This window comes from Streptomyces sp. NPDC050423 (assembly GCF_040655445.1).
GTDB lineage: Bacteria > Actinomycetota > Actinomycetes > Streptomycetales > Streptomycetaceae > Streptomyces.
Genome location: NZ_JBFAJY010000006.1, coordinates 45732 through 67306 on the forward strand (window position 1 = coordinate 45732; position 21575 = coordinate 67306).

Annotated in this window: 26 protein-coding genes; 12 read left to right on the forward strand and 14 right to left on the reverse strand. The window is 70.0% G+C overall.

Annotation, left to right across the window (positions count from 1 at the left end; genetic code table 11):
* Positions 1 to 39 precede the first annotated feature (39 nt).
* A complete protein-coding gene (locus tag AB0I52_RS06695) occupies positions 40 to 2268 on the reverse strand; it encodes an acetate--CoA ligase family protein (protein ID WP_363069593.1) in 2229 nt (742 codons plus the stop codon).
* Positions 2269 to 2511: 243 nt separating this feature from the next.
* The gene (locus tag AB0I52_RS06700) at positions 2512 to 3699 is read right to left on the reverse strand and encodes an NAD(P)/FAD-dependent oxidoreductase (RefSeq protein WP_363069595.1); all 1188 of its coding nucleotides are present in this window, start codon (positions 3697 to 3699) and stop codon (positions 2512 to 2514) included.
* Between the two features lie 173 nt (positions 3700 to 3872).
* Between AB0I52_RS06700 and AB0I52_RS06705 the strand changes: the two genes are divergently transcribed.
* A complete protein-coding gene (locus tag AB0I52_RS06705; RefSeq protein WP_363069597.1) occupies positions 3873 to 4325 on the forward strand; it encodes a DoxX family protein in 453 nt (150 codons plus the stop codon).
* Positions 4322 to 4762, forward strand: coding sequence for a Zn-ribbon domain-containing OB-fold protein (locus AB0I52_RS06710; protein ID WP_363069599.1), 441 nt, complete (start codon positions 4322 to 4324; stop codon positions 4760 to 4762). The genes AB0I52_RS06705 and AB0I52_RS06710 overlap by 4 nt, the downstream gene beginning before the upstream one ends.
* 271 nt (positions 4763 to 5033) lie before the next feature.
* Here the strand turns inward: AB0I52_RS06710 and AB0I52_RS06715 are convergent, their stop codons facing one another.
* Positions 5034 to 5531, reverse strand: a complete 498-nt coding sequence (locus AB0I52_RS06715; protein WP_363069601.1) for a ricin-type beta-trefoil lectin domain protein — start codon at positions 5529 to 5531, stop codon at positions 5034 to 5036.
* Positions 5532 to 5635: 104 nt separating this feature from the next.
* Positions 5636 to 6151, reverse strand: coding sequence for a hypothetical protein (locus tag AB0I52_RS06720; RefSeq protein WP_363069603.1), 516 nt, complete (start codon positions 6149 to 6151; stop codon positions 5636 to 5638).
* Between the two features lie 609 nt (positions 6152 to 6760).
* Between AB0I52_RS06720 and AB0I52_RS06725 the strand changes: the two genes are divergently transcribed.
* Positions 6761 to 7114: a hypothetical protein gene (locus tag AB0I52_RS06725; RefSeq protein ID WP_363069605.1), complete on the forward strand. Its 354-nt coding sequence runs from the start codon at positions 6761 to 6763 to the stop codon at positions 7112 to 7114.
* A gap of 97 nt (positions 7115 to 7211) precedes the next feature.
* Here AB0I52_RS06725 and AB0I52_RS06730 read toward each other — a convergent pair whose 3' ends face one another.
* The 3 genes from AB0I52_RS06730 to AB0I52_RS06740 form a co-directional block, all read right to left on the reverse strand.
* Positions 7212 to 7436 (reverse strand): hypothetical protein, encoded by a 225-nt coding sequence (locus AB0I52_RS06730; RefSeq protein WP_363069607.1) that lies wholly within the window; start codon positions 7434 to 7436, stop codon positions 7212 to 7214.
* A 140-nt stretch (positions 7437 to 7576) separates the two neighbouring features.
* Positions 7577 to 8080 (reverse strand): hypothetical protein, encoded by a 504-nt coding sequence (locus AB0I52_RS06735; protein ID WP_363069609.1) that lies wholly within the window; start codon positions 8078 to 8080, stop codon positions 7577 to 7579.
* A 161-nt stretch (positions 8081 to 8241) separates the two neighbouring features.
* Positions 8242 to 8442, reverse strand: a complete 201-nt coding sequence (locus AB0I52_RS06740) for a hypothetical protein (RefSeq protein ID WP_363069611.1) — start codon at positions 8440 to 8442, stop codon at positions 8242 to 8244.
* 251 nt (positions 8443 to 8693) lie between these two features.
* On the opposite strand from AB0I52_RS06740, the gene AB0I52_RS06745 reads away from it, so the two are divergent.
* Both AB0I52_RS06745 and AB0I52_RS06750 read left to right on the forward strand, forming a co-directional pair.
* Positions 8694 to 9656 carry a helix-turn-helix transcriptional regulator gene (locus AB0I52_RS06745; RefSeq protein WP_363069613.1) on the forward strand — a complete coding sequence of 321 codons (963 nt, stop codon included), beginning with the start codon at positions 8694 to 8696 and terminating at the stop codon, positions 9654 to 9656.
* Between the two features lie 198 nt (positions 9657 to 9854).
* Positions 9855 to 10637 carry a thioesterase family protein gene (locus AB0I52_RS06750; RefSeq protein ID WP_363069615.1) on the forward strand — a complete coding sequence of 261 codons (783 nt, stop codon included), beginning with the start codon at positions 9855 to 9857 and terminating at the stop codon, positions 10635 to 10637.
* A gap of 22 nt (positions 10638 to 10659) precedes the next feature.
* Here AB0I52_RS06750 and AB0I52_RS06755 read toward each other — a convergent pair whose 3' ends face one another.
* The gene (locus tag AB0I52_RS06755; protein ID WP_363069617.1) at positions 10660 to 11250 is read right to left on the reverse strand and encodes a DUF1707 domain-containing protein; all 591 of its coding nucleotides are present in this window, start codon (positions 11248 to 11250) and stop codon (positions 10660 to 10662) included.
* Between the two features lie 55 nt (positions 11251 to 11305).
* A complete protein-coding gene (locus AB0I52_RS06760; RefSeq protein ID WP_363069619.1) occupies positions 11306 to 11710 on the reverse strand; it encodes a hypothetical protein in 405 nt (134 codons plus the stop codon).
* A gap of 72 nt (positions 11711 to 11782) precedes the next feature.
* Between AB0I52_RS06760 and AB0I52_RS06765 the strand changes: the two genes are divergently transcribed.
* Both AB0I52_RS06765 and AB0I52_RS06770 read left to right on the forward strand, forming a co-directional pair.
* Positions 11783 to 12610 carry a helix-turn-helix transcriptional regulator gene (locus AB0I52_RS06765; protein WP_363069621.1) on the forward strand — a complete coding sequence of 276 codons (828 nt, stop codon included), beginning with the start codon at positions 11783 to 11785 and terminating at the stop codon, positions 12608 to 12610.
* On the forward strand, positions 12607 to 12855 hold the full coding sequence (locus AB0I52_RS06770; protein WP_363069623.1) for a DUF397 domain-containing protein: 249 nt from the start codon (positions 12607 to 12609) through the stop codon (positions 12853 to 12855). The genes AB0I52_RS06765 and AB0I52_RS06770 overlap by 4 nt, the downstream gene beginning before the upstream one ends.
* Here the strand turns inward: AB0I52_RS06770 and AB0I52_RS06775 are convergent, their stop codons facing one another.
* Positions 12856 to 13437 carry a hypothetical protein gene (locus tag AB0I52_RS06775; RefSeq protein WP_363069625.1) on the reverse strand — a complete coding sequence of 194 codons (582 nt, stop codon included), beginning with the start codon at positions 13435 to 13437 and terminating at the stop codon, positions 12856 to 12858.
* Positions 13438 to 13446: 9 nt separating this feature from the next.
* Positions 13447 to 14358: a zinc metalloprotease HtpX gene (htpX, locus tag AB0I52_RS06780; RefSeq protein WP_363069627.1), complete on the reverse strand. Its 912-nt coding sequence runs from the start codon at positions 14356 to 14358 to the stop codon at positions 13447 to 13449.
* A 271-nt stretch (positions 14359 to 14629) separates the two neighbouring features.
* Here htpX and AB0I52_RS06785 point away from each other — a divergent pair, with 271 nt between their 5' ends.
* Positions 14630 to 15850 carry a cytochrome P450 gene (locus tag AB0I52_RS06785; RefSeq protein ID WP_363069629.1) on the forward strand — a complete coding sequence of 407 codons (1221 nt, stop codon included), beginning with the start codon at positions 14630 to 14632 and terminating at the stop codon, positions 15848 to 15850.
* Between the two features lie 35 nt (positions 15851 to 15885).
* Complete coding sequence (locus AB0I52_RS06790; protein ID WP_363069879.1) at positions 15886 to 16074, forward strand: ferredoxin; 189 nt, start codon at positions 15886 to 15888, stop codon at positions 16072 to 16074.
* A 123-nt stretch (positions 16075 to 16197) separates the two neighbouring features.
* Here the strand turns inward: AB0I52_RS06790 and AB0I52_RS06795 are convergent, their stop codons facing one another.
* The gene (locus tag AB0I52_RS06795) at positions 16198 to 16920 is read right to left on the reverse strand and encodes a pyridoxal 5'-phosphate synthase (protein WP_363069631.1); all 723 of its coding nucleotides are present in this window, start codon (positions 16918 to 16920) and stop codon (positions 16198 to 16200) included.
* Between the two features lie 78 nt (positions 16921 to 16998).
* Between AB0I52_RS06795 and AB0I52_RS06800 the strand changes: the two genes are divergently transcribed.
* Positions 16999 to 17277, forward strand: coding sequence for a type II toxin-antitoxin system prevent-host-death family antitoxin (locus AB0I52_RS06800; RefSeq protein ID WP_363069633.1), 279 nt, complete (start codon positions 16999 to 17001; stop codon positions 17275 to 17277).
* A 159-nt stretch (positions 17278 to 17436) separates the two neighbouring features.
* Here the strand turns inward: AB0I52_RS06800 and AB0I52_RS06805 are convergent, their stop codons facing one another.
* Positions 17437 to 18606 carry an acetyl-CoA acetyltransferase gene (locus AB0I52_RS06805; protein WP_363069635.1) on the reverse strand — a complete coding sequence of 390 codons (1170 nt, stop codon included), beginning with the start codon at positions 18604 to 18606 and terminating at the stop codon, positions 17437 to 17439.
* Between the two features lie 163 nt (positions 18607 to 18769).
* Here AB0I52_RS06805 and AB0I52_RS06810 point away from each other — a divergent pair, with 163 nt between their 5' ends.
* Together AB0I52_RS06810 and AB0I52_RS06815 are read left to right on the forward strand one after the other, a co-directional pair.
* Positions 18770 to 20020 carry an acyl-CoA dehydrogenase family protein gene (locus AB0I52_RS06810; RefSeq protein WP_363069637.1) on the forward strand — a complete coding sequence of 417 codons (1251 nt, stop codon included), beginning with the start codon at positions 18770 to 18772 and terminating at the stop codon, positions 20018 to 20020.
* Complete coding sequence (locus tag AB0I52_RS06815) at positions 20020 to 20541, forward strand: nitroreductase family deazaflavin-dependent oxidoreductase (protein ID WP_363069639.1); 522 nt, start codon at positions 20020 to 20022, stop codon at positions 20539 to 20541. Before AB0I52_RS06810 ends, AB0I52_RS06815 begins: the two co-directional genes overlap by 1 nt.
* A 198-nt stretch (positions 20542 to 20739) precedes the next feature.
* On the opposite strand, the gene AB0I52_RS06820 is transcribed toward AB0I52_RS06815, so the two are convergent.
* Positions 20740 to 21387, reverse strand: a complete 648-nt coding sequence (locus AB0I52_RS06820) for a TetR family transcriptional regulator (RefSeq protein ID WP_362962166.1) — start codon at positions 21385 to 21387, stop codon at positions 20740 to 20742.
* Positions 21388 to 21575 lie beyond the last annotated feature (188 nt).

Genomic DNA, 21575 nt, shown 5'->3' on the forward strand with positions numbered 1-21575 from the left:
GGGTGGTGGGCTCGATGGCGGATGCGGCGGCGGGGCAGGTCAGCGGCAGACGGCGAGTGCGTCCAGCGCCACCGCGCCCTGTCCGCGTCCCAGCACCATCAGCGGGTTGATGTCCAGTTCGCAGAGGTCGTCGCCCAGTTCCAGCGCCATCCGCTGTACCCGCAGCACCACTTCGACGAGCGCGTCCACGTCCACCGGCGCACCGCCGCGCACCCCTTCCAGCAGGGCCCGGCCGCGCAGCTCGCCGAGCATCGCCCGCGCCTGGTCCTCGCCGAACGGCGGCACCCGCACCGCCGCGTCGTGCAGCACCTCGACCAGTACGCCGCCGAGCCCGACGGTCACGGTCGGGCCGAACAGGGCGTCCTGCGTGACGCCGACCATCATCTCGACGCCGCGCTCGACCATCTGGCAGACCAGGATTCCGTCCAGCTCGATGCCCTCGTAGCGCGCGATGTCGGTCAGTTCGCGATAGGTGTCCCGCACCTGGCTGGCGGAGGTGAGGCCGACCTTGACCAGGCCCAGTTCGGTTTTGTGGGCCAGCCGTGCGCCGGACGCCTTCATGACGACGGGGTAGCCGACCAGTCCCGCCGCCCGGACGGCCGCCGCGGCGCTGGTCACCAACTGCTCGCGGGGCACCCGGATTCCGTACGCCCGCAGCAGCTGCTTCGCCGCGTGCTCGCTCAGCTGGTGGCCCGGACGCATCAGTGCCTGCGCCTTGCGGAACGAGGGCGACGGCGTGCGCGGCGCCTCGTCGAAGGGGGAGCGGTAGGAGGCGGCGAACCGGTGGTGGTCCAGATAGGCCTTCACCGCCGTGATGCAGTTGCCGAACGTACGGAAGGTGGCGACGCGGGACGAGCCGAGCAGCGTCGTGCGGTACGCGTCCTCGGTGCCGACCGGCGAACCCCACACCACGCACACCAGCTTGTCCGTGGCCTCCGCCGCGTCCACCAGGTCCTGCGCGAGTTTGTCGCTCATGGGAGGGAAGGGGCCGGTGATCGGACAGATCAGCACCCCGACCCCGGGGTCCGCGAGAATCGCGTCGATGATCTTCCGGCCGCGCCAGTCCCCGACCGGGTGACCGCCGTTGTCGACCGGGTTCGCCACGTTCAGGTAGCCGGGTATCCAGGTGTGCAGCTCGGCCTGCTTCTCCTCGGACAGGACCGGGATCTCCAGGCCCGCCGCGGTCGCCAGGTCCGAGAAGTGCGCGCCCGTGCCGCCCGAGATCGAATAGACGACGACCCCGTCGGCCAGCGGCTTGCGCGCCCGTGCCAGGAGTGCCGCGGTGTCCTGGAGTTCGTCGAGGCCGTCCACCCGGATCACGCCGAACTGCCGCATCGCCGCGTCGACGACCTGGTCGGCGCCGGTCAGCTTGCCGGTGTGTGACGCGGCCATCCTGGCCCCCGTCTCCGTCCGCCCGACCTTGACCGCCACCACCGGGACCCCGGCCCGTGCCGCCCGGTCGGCGGCGAGCAGGAAGGAGCGCCCGTCCTTGAGCCCCTCCACGTAGCAGGCGATGGCCCCGACCTCGGGGCGCTGGGAGAAGTACGCGATGAAGTCGGCGGTCTCCAGGTCCGCCTCGTTGCCCGTGGGAGCCCAGTGCGAGAGCCGCACGCCCAGCTCCTGAAGGGTGTAGACGGGGCGCCCCTGGTGGCCGGACTGGGTGATCAGCGCGATCGCCGGCCCGTCCAGGTCGTCCCGGAACTCCTCGAAGGCGTTGAGGTTGGTGTTCGGCCCGAGCAGCCGCAGCCCCGACCGCTCCACCGCGGCGGCCAGCCGGGCCTGTGCGGCGGCGCCCTCCGCCCCGGTCTCCGCGAAACCGGAGGCGAAGGCGACGGCGAACTTCACCTTGGCGTGCGCGAGTTCCTCGATCACCGGGAGCGGGTCGCCGACCAGCAGCACCGCCAGGTCCACCTGCTCGGGCAGCTCGGCGACGGAAGGAGCACAGGCCCGCCCGAAGACGGACTCCCGCGTGGGGTGCACGGGATACAGCCGTGCCCCGACCCGCTCGGCCCAGGCGATCAGCTGCCGGGTGATCCCGGTATTGGGCCGGCCGTCGGTGTCGGAGGCGCCGATGACGGCCACGGACTCGGGCCGGAAGAACCGGTCCAGATCCGGTACGGCCGCGTGCAGCGGACGGCCGCTGACATCGAGATCGCCTTCCGCGGCGGCGGCCGTCATGCTGTGGACGGCGGCGTGCGGCTCCTCGCCACAGGCCACCACCCTGGCTCGGAAGTCGGTGGTGAGGGTGCCGTGAGTCGATCCAAGCATCGTTCCGCCCACTCCTGCTCGAAGGTCCTCGGCGCTCGTGCTGACCGGTCGGCGTCATAAGCTGACGCAGTGTCAGGTTACTGAACTGACGGCCCGTCAGGAATGGGTGTGCAGGCAAAGGCTGAGAGTGGCCTTTCCGGAGCGGGGTCGCCGCAGCCCCCGCGGAGACGTCCGGCGGGGGCTGAAGGTGGAGGTCGAAGGAGAGGCCGATGGTGGTGGCGAGGGTGGGCGAGCGGTGGTGGATCAGCGGGCGCGGGCGAGCTTCCTGGCGATCTTCTCCGCGTCCAGGGCCAGTTCGCGGAGCATGCCGCTGATCGGGTTGGTGAACCCGGTGAAGTACAGCCCGGGTGCCTGCTTCGGTGTGCGGCCGCCGTGCACCACCGGCCGGCCCCGGGCGTCCAGCACCCCGAGGTGGCCGACCAGCCCCTCCAGGGAGCGCAGATAGCCGGTGGCCGCGATGACCGCGTCCGGGGTGATCCGGGTCCCGTCGGCCAGCACCACCGCGTCCTCGTCGAACGACTCGACGGCCGCCACCGGCACCACCCGGCCGCCCTTGACCGCGTCGATCAGCCCGACGTCCTGGACCGGGATGGCCCCGTCCTTGACCCGTGAGTACAGGCCGGTGTCCGGGCGGGGGAGCCCCTGTTCGGCGAGGTCGGGCATGGAGACGCGGGTCAGCAGGCCCCCGGCCCGGTCGACGAGCGCGACCGGCAGCCGGCGCACCAGGATCCCGGTGCCCTGGGCGGGCCAGCCCGCCGTGGAGCGGCGCAGGATGTGCGGGACGGTGCGCACCGCGAGCCGCACCCGTGACGCCCCGCCCTCCACCAGGTCGACGGCGATCTCCGCCCCCGTGTTGCCGACGCCCACGACGAGGACGTCCTTGCCCGCGTAGGGGGCCGGGTCGCGGTAGTCGGCGGCGTGCACCAGTTCGCCGGTGAAGGTGTCGCGCCCGGACCAGTCGGGGATGCGCGGGGTGTGGTTGAAGCCGGTGGCCACGACCACGGCCCGGCCGGTCAGCTCACGGCCGCCGGTCGCGGTCAGCCGCCACCCGGTGCCGTCCGGCGCCCGGTCGATGCGGGAGACCTCGACGCCCGTCACCACTTCCAGCTCGTGGTGCTCGGCGTACTTCTCCAGGTAGCGCACCACGTTGTCGCGGGACACCCAGCGGCCGAACCGGCGGGGCATGGGCAGCCCGGGGAGGGCGGACCAGCGCCGGGTGGTGTGCAGGTGCAGCCGGTCGTAGTGGCGCCGCCAGGATGCGCCGACGTCCGCGGACTTCTCCAGTACGACGGCCCGTTGCCCCTGTGCGCGCAGGGCCGCCGCAGCGGCGAGCCCGCCCGGACCGCCGCCGATGACGTACACGGGGCGGCCCTCGGTGAGGTCCGTGGGGGCCGGAATGGGGCTACCGGGGGCAGATGTGCTGTCGGGCATGGTTTGGAGCGTAATCGCGCGTCCTCTTGATGGGTCTCGGTCAAGACCGGAATCGATTGCGAATTGATCACGGGTGCGCACTCACGCGCATCCTCTTGCGCGGCCCGCCGCTATCAGGTGAACTGACGTACGTGAACTGACGCACCGTCAGATCACGTGAAGCGGGAGGGCCCATGCGGACGATCTGGCTCGACGGAGCCGAGTGGCTCGCTGTTCTCCGGATAGGCCTCGGCCTGTGGTGGCTGGAGAGCTGGCGGCACAAGGACAAGAAGGGCTGGTTCGAGCGCGGCACCGGCATCGCCTGGGCGGCGGGCGTGGCGGAGAAGCACCGCTGGCCGATGGTGCGCGGCGGCTTCGGGAAGATCGTCGCGCCGCGCCCGAAGGCGATGGCGTACGTCGTCGTCTACGCGGAACTCGCCCTGGGCCTGGGCCTGGTCACCGGCCTCCTGACCCCGGTCGCCCTGGTCGCGGGGCTCCTGCTCAACCTGCTCTATCTGGTGCTGATGATCCACGACTGGGCCGAGCAGGGGCAGAACGCGATGATGGCGCTGAGCTCCCTCGTCGCCCTGTTCGCCATGTCCTGGCAGACCTGGTCCCTCGACCACGCGATCGGACTCTTCCTGTGACGGCGACCCCACCGGCCCCCCGGACGCCCACCGCTCCGGCCCCCCGCTACGACCTGCCGGAGCCGGACGCCTCCACCCGCCCCTACTGGGACGCCGCCGCCGAGGGGCATCTGCTGCTGCGCCGCTGCCGGGCCTGCGACCGGGCGCACCACTACCCGCGCGAGTTCTGCCCGCACTGCTGGAGCGAGGACGCCGTCTGGGAGCGGGCGAGCGGCCGGGCCACGCTCTACACCTGGTCCGTCGTCCACCGCAACGACCTGCCGCCGTTCGGCACCCGTGTGCCGTATGTCGCGGCCGTCGTCGACCTGGCGGAGGGGCCGCGGATGATGACGGAGGTCGTGGAGTGCGAGGAGTCCGCGCTCGCCATCGGGATGGAGCTGCGGGTGACGTTCCGGGAGGAGGAGGGGTGCGAGGCGGTGGCGGTGTTCAGGCCCTGAGGCCAGGGGCGGGGCAGGAGCGCTCGCCTCAGCACGGGAGACCCATCGCAGCGCCCAGGCACGCGCGTTGTGCCGCCTGCTCCTGCACTCGTGCTGCCGGCGGGCTTCCTCGTGCTCCTGGCGGGCCTTCTCGCGCCCGGAGCACGCCGCGCAGCCGGGATTTTCCTCCCGCATGGCGGGAGAAAAATCCCGGCTGCGTTGGCTGGTTGTGCAAGCGTTTCACGCCCAGGAGCAGATCCGGTGCGTGCCCTTCGGCTGGTTCGGGCCGGCTTTAACCAGGCATGGTGAACGTCAGGTACCACTGCTGGTAGGGGTTGCTCGAACCGTACGGGTTCAGGTAGGCGTTGCCCTTGGCGTCCGCGTCCACGGCGTTGCCTCCGGCGCTGATGAGCCGGGCTTTCGCGTCGATGAACTCTTCGTTCCAGTAGTCGTTGTCGTCAATGCCGCACGGCGCGGTCGTCAGTACCTTCGAGAAGGCGTTCGTCGGCTTCAGGCATCTGCCGGAACCCGTGTTCTTGAGCTGGATCCTGCCGTTGATGCGGGTGTACGACCAGTGTTGGTAATGGTCTGTGCTCTTGCAGCCGGTGGTGGTGACGTGCGTGAAGGGACCGGTGCTGTTGAGGCAGCGCCCGGTCTGGGCGTTCTGGAGCCGGTAGGTGCCGCTGTTGGGGCCGCCGGCGGCGTGGGCGGGCGTGGTCATGCCGGTGACCAGGAGTGCAGTCGCTCCTGCGGTGGCTGCGAGGCTTCCGATGCCCTTGCGAACGTTCATGGGGATGCTCTCCTTGGAAAAGCTGAGCTGACGCTGTCGCGATGAGGACGGTGTGCGTGGTTCTGCACCGCAAGGTGTCGGTGCGTGCCGGCTGAGGGCGCGTGTCAGTTCACCAAGGCGGGGTTCCACTGCTGGTAGGGGTTGTCCGCACCGTATTCGTGCAGGTAGACGTTGCCCTTGGCGTTGGAGTCGAGTGCCAGGTTGCCGCTGTAGTTGTCGAGCATGCGGAATTTTCCGCCGGCAATGGTTTCCTTCCACGTGTCAGTGCACTTCGCGTTGGTTTCGAGGACGGTCGGGTTGAAGAGGGGGTCTTTCTTGGCCAGGCACCGGCGGGTGGCTACGTTCCGGAGTACGACCTGGCCGCCGCTTTCCGCGCGTTCCCATTGCTGGTAGGGGTTAGTTGAGCCGCACCCCTTGGTGTAGATATTGCCCTTGCTGTCGGAGTCGAGGCAGAGTCCGGTCTGCACGTTCCGGTACTGGAAGGTGGCAATGGTTCCGGCGGCCTTGGCGGCCTTGGCGGCATTTTCGGTGGCATGGGCGGCCGGGGCCGTGCCCATGGTGAGCAGGATGCCTGCTCCTGCAGCGGTCAGGACTCCGGTTATTTTCGCACGCATGCGCATAGGACCTCTTCTCCGAATGATGCGGAATTTTTCATGCCCTGCGGTTCCCGGTGCTGCGCTCGGAGGCCGAACGCGATGAATCGTGAGCGAATTGCGCCGGGTGATGTGCTCGCGGTGAATCCGAACGGGAATTCTGGCAGCTGTCTGCCCCGAAGGGGAAGACCTTATGTTTTTCTAGTGCCCGGAAAAGGCATCCAGAAGGGCCGCCCGGATACGGGCTTGCTCACGCAGGGGGGGGCCTGTCCGTCCGGGCCGGGGGGTGCTGGCTGAAACGACATGGTGAACGCGCCACCATCCGGCGCCAACAGCACTGCCCGGGAAGCCTTCTGGCATCCCGGGCAGTCTCCACAGGCACACGGTTCACATCCACACCTCTCCGCCGAGCCACTGCCCGCCGGTCCAGGTCTGATCCTGCGAGGGAGGTTGATGATGACCAGCGCCGCTAACGCTCTGCTAATGAAATACTAACGCAGGGTGAGATTCGGTCAGATTCGATCAAAGCACCGGCCGGAATGAGCCATTCCTTGGTGGACATCTCTCCGACTGATCAGGCTGGCCGGATAGTTTCCGCCATCAGCCACGTCCGATCTCACGAGGGTGGTCATGTCGATGAACAAGAAGGTTCTGGGTGCTCTTGCCGCAGCCCTGTTGCTCGGTTCGGCCTCTCCGGCCGGCGCCGCGGAAAGGCCGGATCTCATGACCTTGGGGCAGGGAACCATGACGCTCGGAATTATCTATGAACACAACGACTATTCCGGGGCGATACTTGAATTCCGCGGAAACTCGTGCGCCGCGTACTTCGAGCTGCCGGCCATATGGAAGGAGATAACTTCTTCCGTCAAAAGCATGAGTTGCAGAATGGGCATCCAGGACAAGTACAACAACTACCTGAGAGTGGGATGGGAGCCTCGGCTCGGCGAGTTCAACGACAGGGCCACCAAAGTCCAGTTCACCCAGTCCTGAGGGTAAGCACCGCAGTCATCGGCAGTGGACGGGAACCCCAGCTCTGCGAGTGGAACGACAAGACCGTTGTCGTCCGGTTCACCTGGCCCCTTTCGTGTCAGCTTCGGCGCCACCCCCGCAGTGGCAGCTCGGTGATCACCTCGTCAACCCTGGCTGCGACGTATTCAGCTGAGGCGTGTGTGTGCAGACCGAGAATTGCGTAGCCGGTCCCGCATCCCAGGATTCCGATCGACCACTGGGGCGGGAGGCGGGCGATGATGCGCAGGCACGCCAGCTCGGGGGCGGCTTCGGGCGGCCCGGCGATGCGGACCCGGTGTTCCACGGCCGCGTCTCCTTCGGATCGCGGGCCCTGCGGCCCTGGGGTGGACACAGCGTGGGCCGGTTCCCGTGAGGTGGCCGGCCCGTGCTGCGTAAGAGGCGAAGTTCCAGAAGGACTCAGGAGATCGAATGGGGCGGCCGAGCTCAGCCGAACGTCACGGTGTTGCCGCTGCGGGTGTACCAGCCGCCGAAGCCCCAGTTGAGCCAGCCGCCGTCGCCCCGGTTGACGATCGTGCCCGACTTGAAGGCGAGGACCCGGTAGGTGGCACTGCCCTGGGTGACACGGGCGTTGGCGACCAGCCCGTAAAGCTCCAGGGAGTAGTCGAGCTTGTCATTGATGACCATGACGCTGTAGCCCGGGTACGCCTTCAGGGTCTCGTTCACCTGCCGCTGTACGAACTCGGGCCGCTGCTTCTCCAGAATGAGGTCGCTCAGCACGTTCCCGATGCATTCTCCGATGCGCCCCATCGCATCGACGAAGATCTCCGTCCGGTATCCGCCGGCCATCATCTCGGCCTGCTGAGAAACGGCCCCAGCCTGTGCGGGCGCCGGATTGGTGGCGGCCTGGGCGGTGGCGGGCAGCAGCAGGCCGGCGGCGGTGACGGCGCCGATGACGGTGAGGGCCGCGCGCTTCAGGTTCTTCGACATGGTGTGCTCCTTTGAGGATGTTCCGGGCACAGCGATGCCCGGTGAAGGTGGGTGGAGGGGTGGATCAGGAAGTGGCGGGAGACCTGCCGAGACGTGCTGTCCGGACGAGTCGGCCCGAGCGGGAGGTGAGAGCCGGTCCGGCCGCGGTCACCCCGGCCCGCTCATCCCCAGTCGTTGGTCAGCGGACCGACGACGGGGACGGGCGTGGGCTCCGGAGCGGGCTCGGGCGCCTCGGTCTGACCGGTGGCGGCTGCGGCCGGGCGGGCCGCGTCCACGCTGTCGGCCTGGGCGACCCCTGCGCCGCCGAACACCAGGAGTGCGGTGACGGTACCGAGCGCGAGACGGGATCCGATGCGGTTCACGGGTTACCTCCTGGGTTGGCGGTGGCGCTGGACGGGGGCGTTCTGCTCGGGCCCTCCCGCCGTTTTCGTTCCGGCGGGCCGCCCTCACAAGAAGAATGTTGCCCGCCGGGAAGGGCCTTCGGTGGGGGCCGACCGTGCAGCAAACGGCCCGGTTCCCGTGCACTTTCCTGCACGACCCCGCCACCGACACCAGACGGTTCGCAGCCCTCGTACGCAGGTCGCCCCACCGGTGTGCTTCGGCGGGGGTGGCGATGAAGACCGGCGAAGCACCCAACTCCCTTGGCTTCCTGTGTGTTTCGGAGCAGGAGGAACAGCTCTACCTCGCGCTGCTGAGAGACCGTGACGACGCCACCGGCCACGACCCGGCCACACTCACCCGCGTCCTGGAACTGGGCATCGTGGTGCGCACGACGTCCGGTGGCCTGCGGGCGCTCTCGCCCAAACGGACCCTCGAAAGGCTGATTGAGTATCAGGTCGGCCAGCTCAAGGACGGCCTTCAGGAGACCGCCCGGCTCAACAAAGTGGCCGAGCACCTGAGCGCGGACGGCACTCCTGCGGTTGCGCCGGGCCCGCTCAATCCCGTGGTCCAACAGATCGAGGGCATGGAAGCCGTACGCAGCGTCATCGACGAAGTGACCTTCTTCGCGCACACCGAGAACCTGACGACCAACCCGGTCGGGGTGCTCTCCGCAGAATCGATCGAGATATCGCGTCCGATCGACCTGCGAATCCTGCGCCGCGGGGTGCGGATGCGGACGCTGATGGCATCGGCCTGCCTGCAGGACGAGAAGACCATCGCGTACTTGAGGGAACTCGCCACCCGCGGCGCCGAGATCCGTATCTCCTCACACCCTCTCGAACGGATGATCATCTGCGACCGGGCCGTGGCCCTGACCCCGCTCGACCCCGACAACACGGCCCGCGGGGCACTGCTGACACGAGAACCAGGCCTGGTGAGCACCGTGGTCTCACTCTTCGAACGGATGTGGGCGGCAGCCCAGGAACTGCCCGAGGAAGCCCTGCCCTCCCTCACCGAGACCGAACGGCGAATTCTCGAAACCCTCTATCTCGTCGACAAGGACGAGACAGGAGCGCGCCAGCTCAACATGGCACTGCGCACCTACCGCAAATACGTAGCCCGCCTCATGGACAGACTCGACGCCGACAACCGCTTCCAGGCCGCACTCCGCGCCCGCGAACGCGGCTGGATCTGACTGAGCCTCGATCCTGGAGAACTCCTATTTTCCCAGGTCAGAGTGCATCTCCACTTTCATGTCCGGGCACTGGACGAACCATCGTCCGGTGGATCGAGGCTCAGGGCCTGTGGCTGCGGGGACCCGGGCGCCGGGCGGCGTGGGTGCGGTGTCAGGCTGGAGGTTTCCTGATCCGTACGGCCGCGAGGGACGCACCCGATGAACACCGGCAGCTACTACGAGCGCATCGACGCACACCGCTACAAGCCCACCGCCCACGCGAGCGGCGCGTGGAGCACGGACGAAGTGCACTTCAGCCCGCTCGGCGGCCTCGTCGTCCACGCCATCGACCGGCACCTCGCCGACCGGCCGGGAGACGGACTCCTGCTCTCCCGGATCAGCTTCGACATCCTCGGCCGGCTCGCCCTCGACGAGTGCGAGATCCGGGTCGAGACGATCCGCCCCGGCCGCACCATCGAACTGGTCGAAGCCGTCGCCCTCATCGCCGACCGCCCCGTCGTACGCGCCAGGGCCTGGTGCCTCGCCGCCGGCGACACCGCCGCCGTCGCCGGGGGCGCCGCCGACCGGCTCACGGCCCCCGAGGTGCTCGCGCCCTGGGCCATGGCCGAGGTCTGGCCCGGCGGCTACATCGCGTCCATCGACGTCCGCCCCCTCGCGCCGCCCCAGCCGGGCCGCACGACCGCCTGGATCTCCTCGCCGCTCGACCTCGTCGCGGGTGAGCCCGTCAGCACGCTCGCGTCCTACCTCGCGCTCGTCGACACGGCCAACGGCATCGCCGTACGCCAGCAGCCCACCGCCTGGACGTTCCCCAACGTCGACCTGACCATTCACCTGCACCGGCAGCCCGAAGGCCGCTGGACCGGGCTCGACACCACGGTCGTCTTCGGTCCGACGGGCCAGGGCATCACCAGCACCGTCCTGCACGACATCAACGGACCCGTCGGCCAGGCCCAGCAGATCCTCACCGTCCGGCCCTCGTAGTACCGTCCGGCCCGCCCGCTCCTCAGCGCGCCTGGTCCTTGCGCTGCCTGCGGCGCTCCAGGAGGTTGGGGTGGCGGATGATCACGCCGCCCATGCCGCACGTGCCCGTGAGCCGGATCAGCGGCGAGCCCGGCAGCCGCTGGTCGGATGTCTTGTCCTTGAGGCCGCCGAGCGAGGGATTCAGCCCGTCGGTGTTTGCCTGCCAGCCGACCGGGATCACGATCCGCACCCCGGCCATCTGCGCGTTCACCTCCACCTCGATCTCACGCAGCGTGCACTCCGCCCGTGTGAAGTCGAGGCGTACGCCGCCCATGCCGCCCTGGGCGTGAATCCGCGGCGGCACCTTCCAGCGGCCGGTCCGCTCCGCGCCGTGCATGCCGCCCCGCAGGACCAGCGGCTCGCCCGAGTCGAACACGGCCGGCCCGAGGTCATCGGTGAGCGGCACGAGTTCGCCGCGGGTCTTGGCCACGAGAGCCTGACCCAGCCGGGTGTCCAGCTCTTCGAGGTCGATCCGGCCCTCGGCCGCCGCCTCCCGCAACTGGTCCACGACCGCCTCGCGGTCGGCGTCGGAGGCACGCATACGGCCGGCGGATCGCGAGGGCTCTGCAGTCATGCACCTGATGATACGGACGCCCTCGCACCCGGCGGCAGCGCTCGCCCCGGCCGGTTCACTCCTCGGGTACGAGCTGCGCCGTCACCACTCCGTACAGCAACTCCGCGTCCACGAAGTCCCCGTCGTCCGGCGCCCCGCACCGCCAGCTCAGCGGATACGTGTTGCCGTGCGCCGCCGGAATCCCCACGTACTGGTCACGGGCGGCCGGGCCGAAGCACTTCGCGCCGGGCGGCCAGCCGAAGCCCTGGCTCGCACCGGGCGCCAGCAGGAAGTACGTCCACCGCGCCCCCGCGATCTCCCGCACGACGGGCCCCGGATCGCCGTCGGTGAGGGTCGCCAGATGGTGCAGCACCGCCTCGCCCCGTACGCCGCGCAGCCGGATCGCGTCGAAGTGAATGCCGGACAGATGGAGTTGGAGCCCCGAGGCGGGTACCCATTCGGGGAGATTCTTCTGCGTCATGACTACGAGCATTCCGTTGGTTGCGTAGCGTGACCAGCAGGACACGGTCCACATCAAGGTGATGTGGGAAGGGTGGTGGTGGCTGTGGGGACGAGTGGCGAGACCACGCACGGGCGGCGACTGGTGGGGGAGTTGATCCGCATCCACCGGGTGCGGGCAGGATTAACGCAGAAGGAGGCGGCGGAGAAGCTGCTGATCTCGGAGTCGCTGATGGGCGCGGTCGAGCGAGCGGAGCGCATTCCTTCGCGTGACCTGCTGGTTGACGCGGATCGGGTGTTCGGGGCGGGAGGGGCGCTGAAGGCGTGCTGCGAACTGGTGGACGAGGAGAAGTACTCGCCGAAGTTCCTGGACTGGGCGAAGCTGGAGCGGTCCGCGCGGGTCATCAGCGCCTACGAGACGATGCTGATCCCCGGCCTGCTCCAGACGGAGGCGTACGCGTACGCGGTGTACCGGTCGCGTGTACCGGCGTACCCGGAGATTGAGATCATCCGACACGTCGAAGCGAGGCTGGAGCGGCAGGCGGTGCTGTCGCTCCCGTCGCCGTCGCGTTTCGGCTACGTCATCGAGGAATCGGTCCTGGACCGCACCCTCGGCGGGCCCGAGGTGCTGAAGGAGCAGCTACGTCACGTACTCGACTGTATTGAGCGGTTCAAACACCTGACGGTGCAGGTGATGCCGTCGGCTCAGCACACACACGCTGGGTTGATGGGGCCCATGCAGTTGATGTCCACGGCGGAAGGTCGCACTCTGTTGTACGTGGAGGGGCAGGGCGGCGATAGGTTGATCTCCAAGCCGGAGCAGGTGAGCGACCAGTTCGATCTCTTCGGCATCCTGCGGGCGCAGGCGCTCAATCCCTGGAAGTCCGCGGAGATCATCGAGACGAAGGTGAGACAACTGTGAGCCACGGACCACGACTGACCTGGTTCAAGTCCAGTTACAGCGGCAACGAGGGCGGAGCCTGCATCGAAGTCGCCTACGCCTGGCACAAGTCCAGCTACAGCAACAACGAGGGCGGAGCCTGCGTAGAGGTCGCCGCCTGCCCGCACACCGTCCACGTCCGCGACTCCAAGGTCACCGACGGGCCGGCCTTCGCGGTCGCCCCCGCCGCCTGGACCGCGTTCCTGGGGCACGCGGCGAACAGCTGATCACAGCCCCGGCGCCCCCCACACCGGGAACCACCGGGCCAGGTCCTTCTCCACGCGGAGGTCGTCCCCGAGGGCGGCCCGGACCTGGAGTTCGAGTTCGTTGTCGCGCTTCTCGCCGCCCGGCACCGGGGCGAAGGGGTAGAAGGTGCCGCGCTTGTAGAGGTAGACCAGCGCGAGGGGCCGTTCCCGCTCGTCCCGGAAGCTGATCAGCGAACAGAGGAGCTGCGGGCCGAAGCCGCCGTCCTGGAGCAGCGTGTTCACCGCGTGCAGGTCGTTGACGAGCGAGGCGGTGTCCTCGGCGGGCTGCCGGGCGAGCAGCCAGGTGTAGCCGTAGGAGTCCCGGCTGAACTCCACCGGGATTCCGCCGCTCGCGGTGTCCGCGTCCAGCAGCTCCCGTACGTCCTGCTGGATACGGGCGAAGGTGCCGCCCTCCACGCCCGCGAAGCACACCGAGCCGAGGCCGGTCGGTACGAAGCCCGTCGCCGCCTGGAGGGTGAGGGCGGCGGACGGGACGGCGAAGAGCTGGTCGAGGTCGGGGCGGACCGGTTTGCTGCGGCCCAGGATGGTGTCGAGCAGGCCCATGGACGCTCCTTACGGGCGGGCGAGGTCGGCGGAGATACGGGCCAGCTGGTCCAGGCGCTGTTCCAGCGTCGGGTGCGAGGAGAGCAGCCGGCCGAGGCTCTGCTTGGAGGAGAAGGCCGGGACGAAGTAGAAGGCGTTGTACGGCTCCGCCTTCCGCAGGTCCTCCGTCGGGATCCGGGCCATCTGGCCGCTCACCTTGGTGAGGGCGGAGGCGAGGGCCGAGGGGCGGCCGGTGAGCAGTGCGGCGGTGCGGTCGGCGGACAGCTCGCGGTAGCGCGACAGCAACCGGGTCAGCAGGAAGCTCAGGGCATAGACCACCGCGCTGACCAGCGGAATCAGCATGATCGCGATGCCGATGGGGTCGTTGCTCCGGCTGGAACGGGAAAGTCCGCCCCACAGGGCGACACGGGTGATGATGCCGGCGAGTACGCCGAGGAACGAGGCGATCGTCATGACGGCGACGTCACGGTGTGCGACGTGCGACATCTCGTGGGCGAGCACGCCCTCCAGCTCCTCGGGCTCCAGTCTGCGCAGCAGACCGGTGGTCGCGCAGACGAGGGCGGTCTTCTCGGAGCGGCCGGTGGCGAAGGCGTTCGGCACGTCGCTCTGGGCGATGGCCACCCGCGGTTTGGGCATGTCGGCAAGGGCGCAGATCCGGTCGATGGCGCCGTGCAGTTCCGGCGCCTGCTCCGGGGTGACCTCGCGGGCGCCCATGCTGAAGGCCGCGATGCGGTCGCTGAACCAGAACTGGGCGATGAACATGCCACCGACGATGATCAGGATGATCGGCCAGGCGCCGCGCAGCACGGCGAGCAGGACGCCGACCAGTACCACGTACAGCAGACCGATCAGGAACATGGTGGAGACCATGCGTGTGGTCAGGCCGCGGTCCGGGGCGTACCGGCTACGGGTTCGGGTCATGGGTGACCTCCAGTCCTCATCTGCTTCCCATAGTGCTCCTCGGCGGTTGAAAGCGGATAAGGGCGACCGGTAAACAGACGGGTAAATGGACCGGTGAGGCCACCGGTGAGGCCACTGGTAGGGCGGCCGGTAAGCGGGGAGTGCGGTTCCGGCCGTCGTTCGATGGGCGGATAGGGGGGATTTGGCCGAACAACGCCTAGCCCATCTAGGTGCCTGGGGCATCTAGTGGGGTTGATCGGCAGGACTCCCCCATCTCTTTGCGAGGTCCTCCATGGCAGAGACCGAGACCGTCACCTTTCCGCAGAACCGCACCTGCCCCTACCACCCGCCGACGGGATATCCGAGTGAGAGCCGGGGGCAGCAGTCGGTGACCCCCGTCCGTATCTACACCGGCCGGACGGTGTGGCTGGTGACCGGTCACGCCGAGGCGCGGTCGCTCCTGGCGGACCCCAGGCTGTCGTCCGACCGCGAGCACCCCGAGTTCCCGCTGTTCGCCAAGCGGCAGGCCGAGATCGCCCAGCGGCGCGTGGAACTGATCGGCGTCGACGATCCGGAGCACAACGTTCAGCGCCGGATGCTGATCCCGAGCTTCACGGTCAGGCGGACGGCGGCCCTGCGGCCGCAGATCCGGGCGACCGTGGACACCCTGCTGGACGCGATGGTCGAGCAGGGTCCGCCGGCCGACCTGGTCAACGCCTTCGCGCTGCCGGTGCCCTCCATGGTCATCTGCGCGCTGCTCGGGGTGCCCTACGGGGACCACGAGTTCTTCGAGGCGCAGTCGCGCAAGCTGCTCCGCGGCCCCGAGGCCTCCGATGTCGAAGCCGCGCGGGACGCCCTCGACGAGTACTTCCGGGTACTGATCGAGCGCAAGCGGCGCGATCCCGGCGAAGGACTGCTGGACGAGCTGATCGTCAAGCAGCTGGAGACCGGGGCGGTGGACGTCGAGGAGCTGGTGCGGCTGGCCGAGATCCTGCTCGTGGCGGGCCACGAGACGACCGCGAACATGATCTCGCTCGGCACCTTCACCCTTCTCCAGCACCCGGAACAGCTGGCCCTGCTGCGCGCCGCGGGTTCCGGTACCGATGATGAGCCCGGCCCTGGGATGCCTGCCGCGGTGGAGGAGCTGCTGCGCTTCCTGTCCATCGCGGACGGGCTGTCGCGGGTGGCCGTCGAGGACATCGAGGTGGGCGGGGTGACCGTCCGGGCGGGGGACGGCGTCCTGCTGTCCACGTCGGTGAGCAACCGGGACGAGTCCGTGTACCCGTCGCCCGATGAGCTGGACCTCGGCCGCAACGCGCGCAATCACGTGGCGTTCGGGTTCGGTATCCACCAGTGCCTGGGCCAGAACCTGGCGCGGGCCGAACTGGAGATCGCGCTGCCCGCCCTCTTCGAGCGTCTTCCCGGCCTGCGGCTGGCGGTGCCCGCCGAGGACGTTCCGTTCAAACCGGGGGACACGATCCAGGGGCTCCTGGAACTGCCCGTGACGTGGTGACCGAAATCCGACCGGAAGGCCCTGCTGGGATGCAGATCAAGATCGATATCGACCGGGACGTGTGCATCGGCGCGGGGCAGTGCGCGCTCGCCGCGCCGAAGGTGTTCACCCAGGACGACGACGGGTTCAGTGAGCTGCTGCCCGAACCGGGAGACGCGCTCGCCGGCCCCCTGGTCGGTGAGGCGGCCCGCGTCTGTCCCGTGCAGGCGATCACGGTGAACTGAGCGGCCGGGCGGGTGCCCCGCCCAGCGCGACGCGGGGCAGCCGCCGGCCCGTCTGCCGGCTCACCCGTCTGCCCGCCCGTCTGCCCGGCCGTCCGCTCGCCCGTCTGCCCGGCCGTCCGCCGGTCAGGGCCAGAGCAGCTCCCGCTGCCAGGCCCCGGCGGTCTCCGAGGTTTCTGCGGCCCCGGCCTCCGCCGCCCCGGCCTCCCGGTGGTAGCGCAGCCGGATGTGCCGGCGCCGCGCGTCGCCCTGGAAGAACTCGACCTCGTACGGCTCGACCACGTACCGCGTCCAGCTCGCCACCTCCGCCTCCGGCTCCTCCCGCGCCCGGTCCCAGGCGGCGTCGGAGGCGCGGTCCAGCTCCGCGGACGAGCCCAGCACCTTGCTCTGCCGCCCCACCAGCGCCGAGGCCAGCGCCCCGGTGGAACGGGCGCGCAGATCGGCCCGGCTCTCGGCGGCGGAACACGCGGTGACCGGTCCCCGCACCCGTACCTGCCGCCCCTGCGCGGGCCAGTAGAAGCCCAGCGCGGCATGGAGGCGACCGGCGAGCTGGCGGCCCTTCGCGCTGGTGGCGTGCGTGGCGAAGTGCCAGCCGCGCTCGTCCGCGTCGTGCAGCATCAGGGTGCGCACATCGGGCCGGCCCTCCGCGTCGGCCGTGGCCAGGGTCATGGTGTGCGGCTCCACCTGCCCGGCGGCCACCGCCTCGGCGAACCAGGAGTGGAAGAGGGGGAGCGGGGCCGGGGGTGCGGCGGCGGGGTCGAAGACGGGCAGCTCGATGTCCCACACACGCTGGGCGTGGAGCAGATCACGGAAGGCGTGCTGCGCGGTGGAGGCGGATGCGTCGGTCATGCGGCCATTGGACCTCATGGACCGGCCGGCACCGAGAATGATGTGGCACGAGGAGTCACGCGGGGCCACGCTGAAGCCATGAAGACCCTTACCCTGCGCGAGCTCCGGAACCGGTCCGCGGATGTCATGGACGCTGTGGCGGACGGCGAGATCTTCCGCATCACCCGTAACGGGACAGAGGTCGCGGAACTCCGGCCGCTCGCGCGCACGCGGAGGCTGAGCGCGGAGGAGCTGGTGCGCCGGCACCGGAGGCTTCCCCGCGTGGACGGTGCGCTGACGCGTCGCGAAGCGGACGAGTTCTTCGGTGACGATGACCGGGCCGGGGACGACGATCCGTGGGAACGTGCGCGTGGCTGAGCGCCACCGTGCGCGCGGCGTGGACGGAGAAGCCGGCTCACCGTCGTCGCCGTGTGATCCGGCGAGGCCCGGGGTCCGGGATCCCTGCTCCTGACCACCCCACCCCGCCCCCTCACCCCCGCCCCAGCACCACCGTCCCCTCACCCCGCCCCCGCCCCCTCACCCCCGCCCCAGCACCACCGTCCCCGACGAGCAGAACCAGCCGCCCGTCCCCGACGCCACCGCCAGCTCCGGCAGCCGCCCGCCCGCCTTGCGGACCTGGCGGGCCCCCGCCTCGCCGCGCAGCTGGCGTACCGCCTCCACCAGCAGGAACAGGCCGCGCATTCCGGGGTGGCAGGCGGAGAGGCCGCCGCCGTCGGTGTTCACCGGGAGCTCGCCGGTCAGACCGGTGCGGCCCTTCTCGACGTACGCGCCGCCCTCGCCCTTCGCGCAGAAGCCCAGGTCCTCCAGCGTCACCAGGGTCATATAGGTGAACGCGTCATAGATCTCGGCCAGATCGATGTCGGCGGGCCGCACCCCCGCCCGCTCGAAGGCCAGCCGGCCCGACACGGCGGCGGGGGAGACCGTGAAGTCGTCCCACTCCGACATCGCGGAGTGCGAGACGTGCTCGCCGGTGCCGAGAATCCAGACCGGGTCCTTCGCCGTGTCCGGTACGTACTCCTCGGCCGCCAGCAGCACCGCGCAGCCGCCGTCGCTGCGGATGCAGCAGTGCAGCTTGGTGAACGGGTCGGCGATCATCGGGCCCGACAGCACCTCGTCCACGGTGACCGGATCGCGGAACATCGCGTCCGGGTTGGCCGCCGCGTTGGCGCGGGCCTGCACCGCCACCTCCGCGAGCTGCTCCAGGGTGGTGCCGTACTCGTGCATGTGGCGGCGCGCGGCCATCGCGTACTTGGCGATCAGCGAGTGCCCGTACGGCACCTCGAACTGGAGCGGGCCGCGGGCGCCGAAGGAGAGGTTGGACGTGCGGCGGCCCGCCTTGATGTCCGCGCGTGCCGTCGATCCGTACACCAGTAGTACGGCGTTGGCGCGGCCCGCCGCGATGGCGTCCGCCGCATGGGCCGCCATCACCTCCCAGGTCGAGCCGCCCACCGAGGTGGAGTCCACCCAGGTGGGTTTCAGCCCCAGGTACTCCGCGACCTCGACCGGGGCGAGCGTGCCGAGCCCGGCGGAGGCGAATCCGTCGACGACCGACCGGTCGAGACCCGAGTCGGCGAGCGCCCGGCGGGCGGCCTGGGCGTGCAGGGCGTACGGCGTGGCGGTGTCGACACGTCCGCAGTCGGCGAGGGATATGCCGACGACAGCGACCTTGCGGTGGGAAGAAGGCATGAATCTGACGGTACATCAGATCGGGATCGGGTGAATCGGCTTGCGGTATCGGGATCTTGCGGGCCGTCGCGGTGCGCGGCTCTGGGAATCTCGCCGCATCCGACCTAGCATGACGACCCGTCAGATCAGAGGCCGTCGGCCTCTGAGGGGAAGGAGTCCGACGATGGATGCCGCCTTCACCGCGGAACAGGACGAGATCCGCCGCACCTTGCGCGAACTGCTGGCCGGACACAGCGGCCCCGACGACGTCAGGAGCGCGACGGGCACGCGGGACGGGTACGACGCCGGGCTGTGGCGCCGGCTCGCCCAGGACCTCGGGCTGCCCGGAATCGCCCTCCCGCAGGAGTACGGGGGCGCCGGCCGCGGACCCGCCGAGCTCGCCGTCGTCTGCGAGGAGGCGGGCCGCGCGCTGCTGCCGTCCCCGCTGCTCGCCACCGCCGTACTCGCCGCGCCCCTGATCGCCGCCCTCGGCACCGAGGAGCAGCGCACCGCCCTGCTGCCGGCCGTCGCGGCGGGCGAGCTCACCGCGGCGCTGGCCGTCCCCGGCGGCTCGCTCGCCACCGCACTCGGCCTCACCGTCGACCTGACCGGCGGAAGCTGGGCGGGCGGCGGCCGGGCGGGCGGCGTCCAGGCCCGGCCGGCCGGTGACGGCGGGGGATGGCGGCTGTACGGAGAGGCCGACCAGGTGCTGGACGGGCACAGCGCCGGACTGCTCCTGGTCGCCGCGCACACGGGCGGCTTCCCGCGCAGCCGCACCCTGCTGTTCCTGGTCCGGACGGACGGGCCGCAGGCGCCCGCCGGGCTCGTCCGCACCCGGCAGACCGCACTCGACGAGACCCGGCCGCTCGCCCGCGTCCAGCTGCGTGACACCGAGGCCGAACTCCTCGGCGCCGATGACACGGTGGATGCCTCGGCAGCCCTCGCCGTGGGCGGCCGGGCCGTGGCCGCCGCACTCGCCGCCGAGGCAGTGGGGGCGGCGGCGAGCGCGCTGGAGCGGACGGTCGCCCACGTCGGGGAGCGCGAGCGGTTCGGCCGTGCGGCCGGCTCCTTCCGGACCGTGCAGCACCGCCTCGCGGATCTGTACGTACGGGTGCAGTCGGCCCGTTCCGCGGCGTACTACGCGGCCCGGGACCCGGAGGCCGGCGGGCTCGCCCTCGCCCAGGCGCTGGAGGTCCTGCACATCACCACCGCCGAGGCCGTGCAACTGCACGGAGGTGTCGGCTTCACCCGGGAGCACGAGGCGCGCCTGTACTTCAAGCGGGCCGCCGCCGATGAACTGCTCCTCGGCCCGGTGCACCGGCTCCGCGACCACGCGGCCGAGCGGGCGGGGCTCTTCGGCCCCGGTCCGGGCGCGCAGGGATCCGTCGAGCAGGGACCCGTCGAGCAGGGACCGGCCGATCGGGTGGCGGTCTGATGGCGCCCGGCGTCCGCCTCGTCCAGAAGGTCTCCTCGACCCGGGCCTTCGCCCGGATCGCACCCCATCTCGTACCGGCCATGGACCGCACGGTCCACCGGCTCACCCGCGGCCGGGTGCTGCTCAGCGCGCAGATGCTGCCGGGGGTCGTGCTGACGGTGCCGGGGGCACGGAGCGGGCAGCTCAGGACCACCCCGCTGGCCTGCATGCCGGAGCACGGCGACGGTGGCGGTGGCGGTCAGGGCAAGGGCGACCCGGGCAGCTGGATTCTGGTCGGCAGCAACTTCGGCCGTACGGGGCATCCGGCCTGGACGTCGAACCTGCTGGCGCATCCGGAGGCGGCCGTCATCAGCTGGAAGGGCCGTGACATCCCGGTACGGGCCAGTCTGCTGGCGGGCGCCGAGCGGGCGGCGGTGTGGGAGACGGCGCTGAGGTTCTGGCCGCCCTACGCGGCGTACCAGGCGCGGATCGACCGCGAGATCCGGCTGTTCCGGCTGGAGCGGCGCGACGATTCGGGGTGAGGGCGCGCGGGCTCAGGGCTGTGTCCGCACGGTTGTGTCCGGATGCGCCGACGCGCGGATGTGTCCGGAACGCCGACGCGCGGATGTGTCCGGATACACCGACGGCGGACCACATGCGTGGTCCGCCGTCGGTGAGACAGGACCTGGGGCGCCCGGGATCACCGCGCGTCACCCAGTACGGGGAATCCGGCGCGGGCGCTACTTCGTCGGCTTCTTGCCGGTGATGCCCAGATGCACCAACAGCGCGAGGTTCGGACGGAGTTCGGCCTGCTTCACGCCCCAGGTGGTGAAGCCCTTCTGGTGCGAGGCGACCGCGGCCAGCATCGCGACCAGGGAACCGGCCATCGCCGCGGGGCTGATGTCCTTGTCCACCTTGCCCTTGGCCTGGAGCTCCTTCACCGATTCCGTGAGGGAGTTGGTGACGGAGTTGAGGATCTTCATACGGATCTTGTAGAACCGCTTGTCGCCCTCGGCCGCGCCGAGGTCGACCACGCGCAGGATCGCGTCGTTGCGCCGCCAGAAGTCGAGGAATCCCTCGACGAGTTCTTCGGCGGTCTGCCAGCCCGACTTGCCGACCCAGGAGCGCCCGGCGACCAGTTCGGTCAGTCCGGCGCCCTCCTTGGCCATCTCTTCGGCGATCTCGAGGACGGCGCCCTCGACGTCGGGGAAGTACTGATAGAAGGTCGCGGGTGAAGTCCCCGCCTTCCGGGCGACGTCGATGACTTTGACGTCCCGGTACGGCGAGGAGCTGAGCATCTCGCTGAGGCAGTCGAGCAGCTTCTGCCGCGTCGCCTGTCCGCGTCGACCGGCCACGCGGCCGTCGACGGTACGTACTTGTCCTGTCATGCCGTCAGCTTACCGACGGGTGATCGGAGCGCGATTCGGCCGACTGCAAATGGGGAGGGCGGCAGGCGCGGTGGGGGGAGTGCGGGGATTTCCGATGATGTGTCCCCCGACTCCGCATGCCTTTCCGTACGCCGTTGCCCACAGTCTGATTAATGTTATCAACAGCCTGTGGATAACTTCCGTGGATA

What these genes read in the sequence shown, in the direction of transcription:
- AB0I52_RS06695 (WP_363069593.1), bottom strand. Translation starts at nt 2,268, where the DNA reads ATGCTTGGATCGACTCACGGCACCCTCACCACCGACTTCCGAGCCAGG.
- AB0I52_RS06700 (WP_363069595.1), bottom strand. Translation starts at nt 3,699, where the DNA reads ATGCCCGACAGCACATCTGCCCCCGGTAGCCCCATTCCGGCCCCCACG.
- AB0I52_RS06705 (WP_363069597.1), top strand. Translation starts at nt 3,873, where the DNA reads ATGCGGACGATCTGGCTCGACGGAGCCGAGTGGCTCGCTGTTCTCCGG.
- AB0I52_RS06715 (WP_363069601.1), bottom strand. Translation starts at nt 5,531, where the DNA reads ATGAACGTTCGCAAGGGCATCGGAAGCCTCGCAGCCACCGCAGGAGCG.
- AB0I52_RS06720 (WP_363069603.1), bottom strand. Translation starts at nt 6,151, where the DNA reads ATGCGCATGCGTGCGAAAATAACCGGAGTCCTGACCGCTGCAGGAGCA.
- AB0I52_RS06725 (WP_363069605.1), top strand. Translation starts at nt 6,761, where the DNA reads ATGAACAAGAAGGTTCTGGGTGCTCTTGCCGCAGCCCTGTTGCTCGGT.
- AB0I52_RS06735 (WP_363069609.1), bottom strand. Translation starts at nt 8,080, where the DNA reads ATGTCGAAGAACCTGAAGCGCGCGGCCCTCACCGTCATCGGCGCCGTC.
- AB0I52_RS06745 (WP_363069613.1), top strand. Translation starts at nt 8,694, where the DNA reads ATGAAGACCGGCGAAGCACCCAACTCCCTTGGCTTCCTGTGTGTTTCG.
- AB0I52_RS06750 (WP_363069615.1), top strand. Translation starts at nt 9,855, where the DNA reads ATGAACACCGGCAGCTACTACGAGCGCATCGACGCACACCGCTACAAG.
- AB0I52_RS06755 (WP_363069617.1), bottom strand. Translation starts at nt 11,250, where the DNA reads ATGACTGCAGAGCCCTCGCGATCCGCCGGCCGTATGCGTGCCTCCGAC.
- AB0I52_RS06760 (WP_363069619.1), bottom strand. Translation starts at nt 11,710, where the DNA reads ATGACGCAGAAGAATCTCCCCGAATGGGTACCCGCCTCGGGGCTCCAA.
- AB0I52_RS06775 (WP_363069625.1), bottom strand. Translation starts at nt 13,437, where the DNA reads ATGGGCCTGCTCGACACCATCCTGGGCCGCAGCAAACCGGTCCGCCCC.
- htpX (WP_363069627.1), bottom strand. Translation starts at nt 14,358, where the DNA reads ATGACCCGAACCCGTAGCCGGTACGCCCCGGACCGCGGCCTGACCACA.
- AB0I52_RS06785 (WP_363069629.1), top strand. Translation starts at nt 14,630, where the DNA reads ATGGCAGAGACCGAGACCGTCACCTTTCCGCAGAACCGCACCTGCCCC.
- AB0I52_RS06795 (WP_363069631.1), bottom strand. Translation starts at nt 16,920, where the DNA reads ATGACCGACGCATCCGCCTCCACCGCGCAGCACGCCTTCCGTGATCTG.
- AB0I52_RS06800 (WP_363069633.1), top strand. Translation starts at nt 16,999, where the DNA reads ATGAAGACCCTTACCCTGCGCGAGCTCCGGAACCGGTCCGCGGATGTC.
- AB0I52_RS06805 (WP_363069635.1), bottom strand. Translation starts at nt 18,606, where the DNA reads ATGCCTTCTTCCCACCGCAAGGTCGCTGTCGTCGGCATATCCCTCGCC.
- AB0I52_RS06810 (WP_363069637.1), top strand. Translation starts at nt 18,770, where the DNA reads ATGGATGCCGCCTTCACCGCGGAACAGGACGAGATCCGCCGCACCTTG.
- AB0I52_RS06815 (WP_363069639.1), top strand. Translation starts at nt 20,020, where the DNA reads ATGGCGCCCGGCGTCCGCCTCGTCCAGAAGGTCTCCTCGACCCGGGCC.
- AB0I52_RS06820 (WP_362962166.1), bottom strand. Translation starts at nt 21,387, where the DNA reads ATGACAGGACAAGTACGTACCGTCGACGGCCGCGTGGCCGGTCGACGC.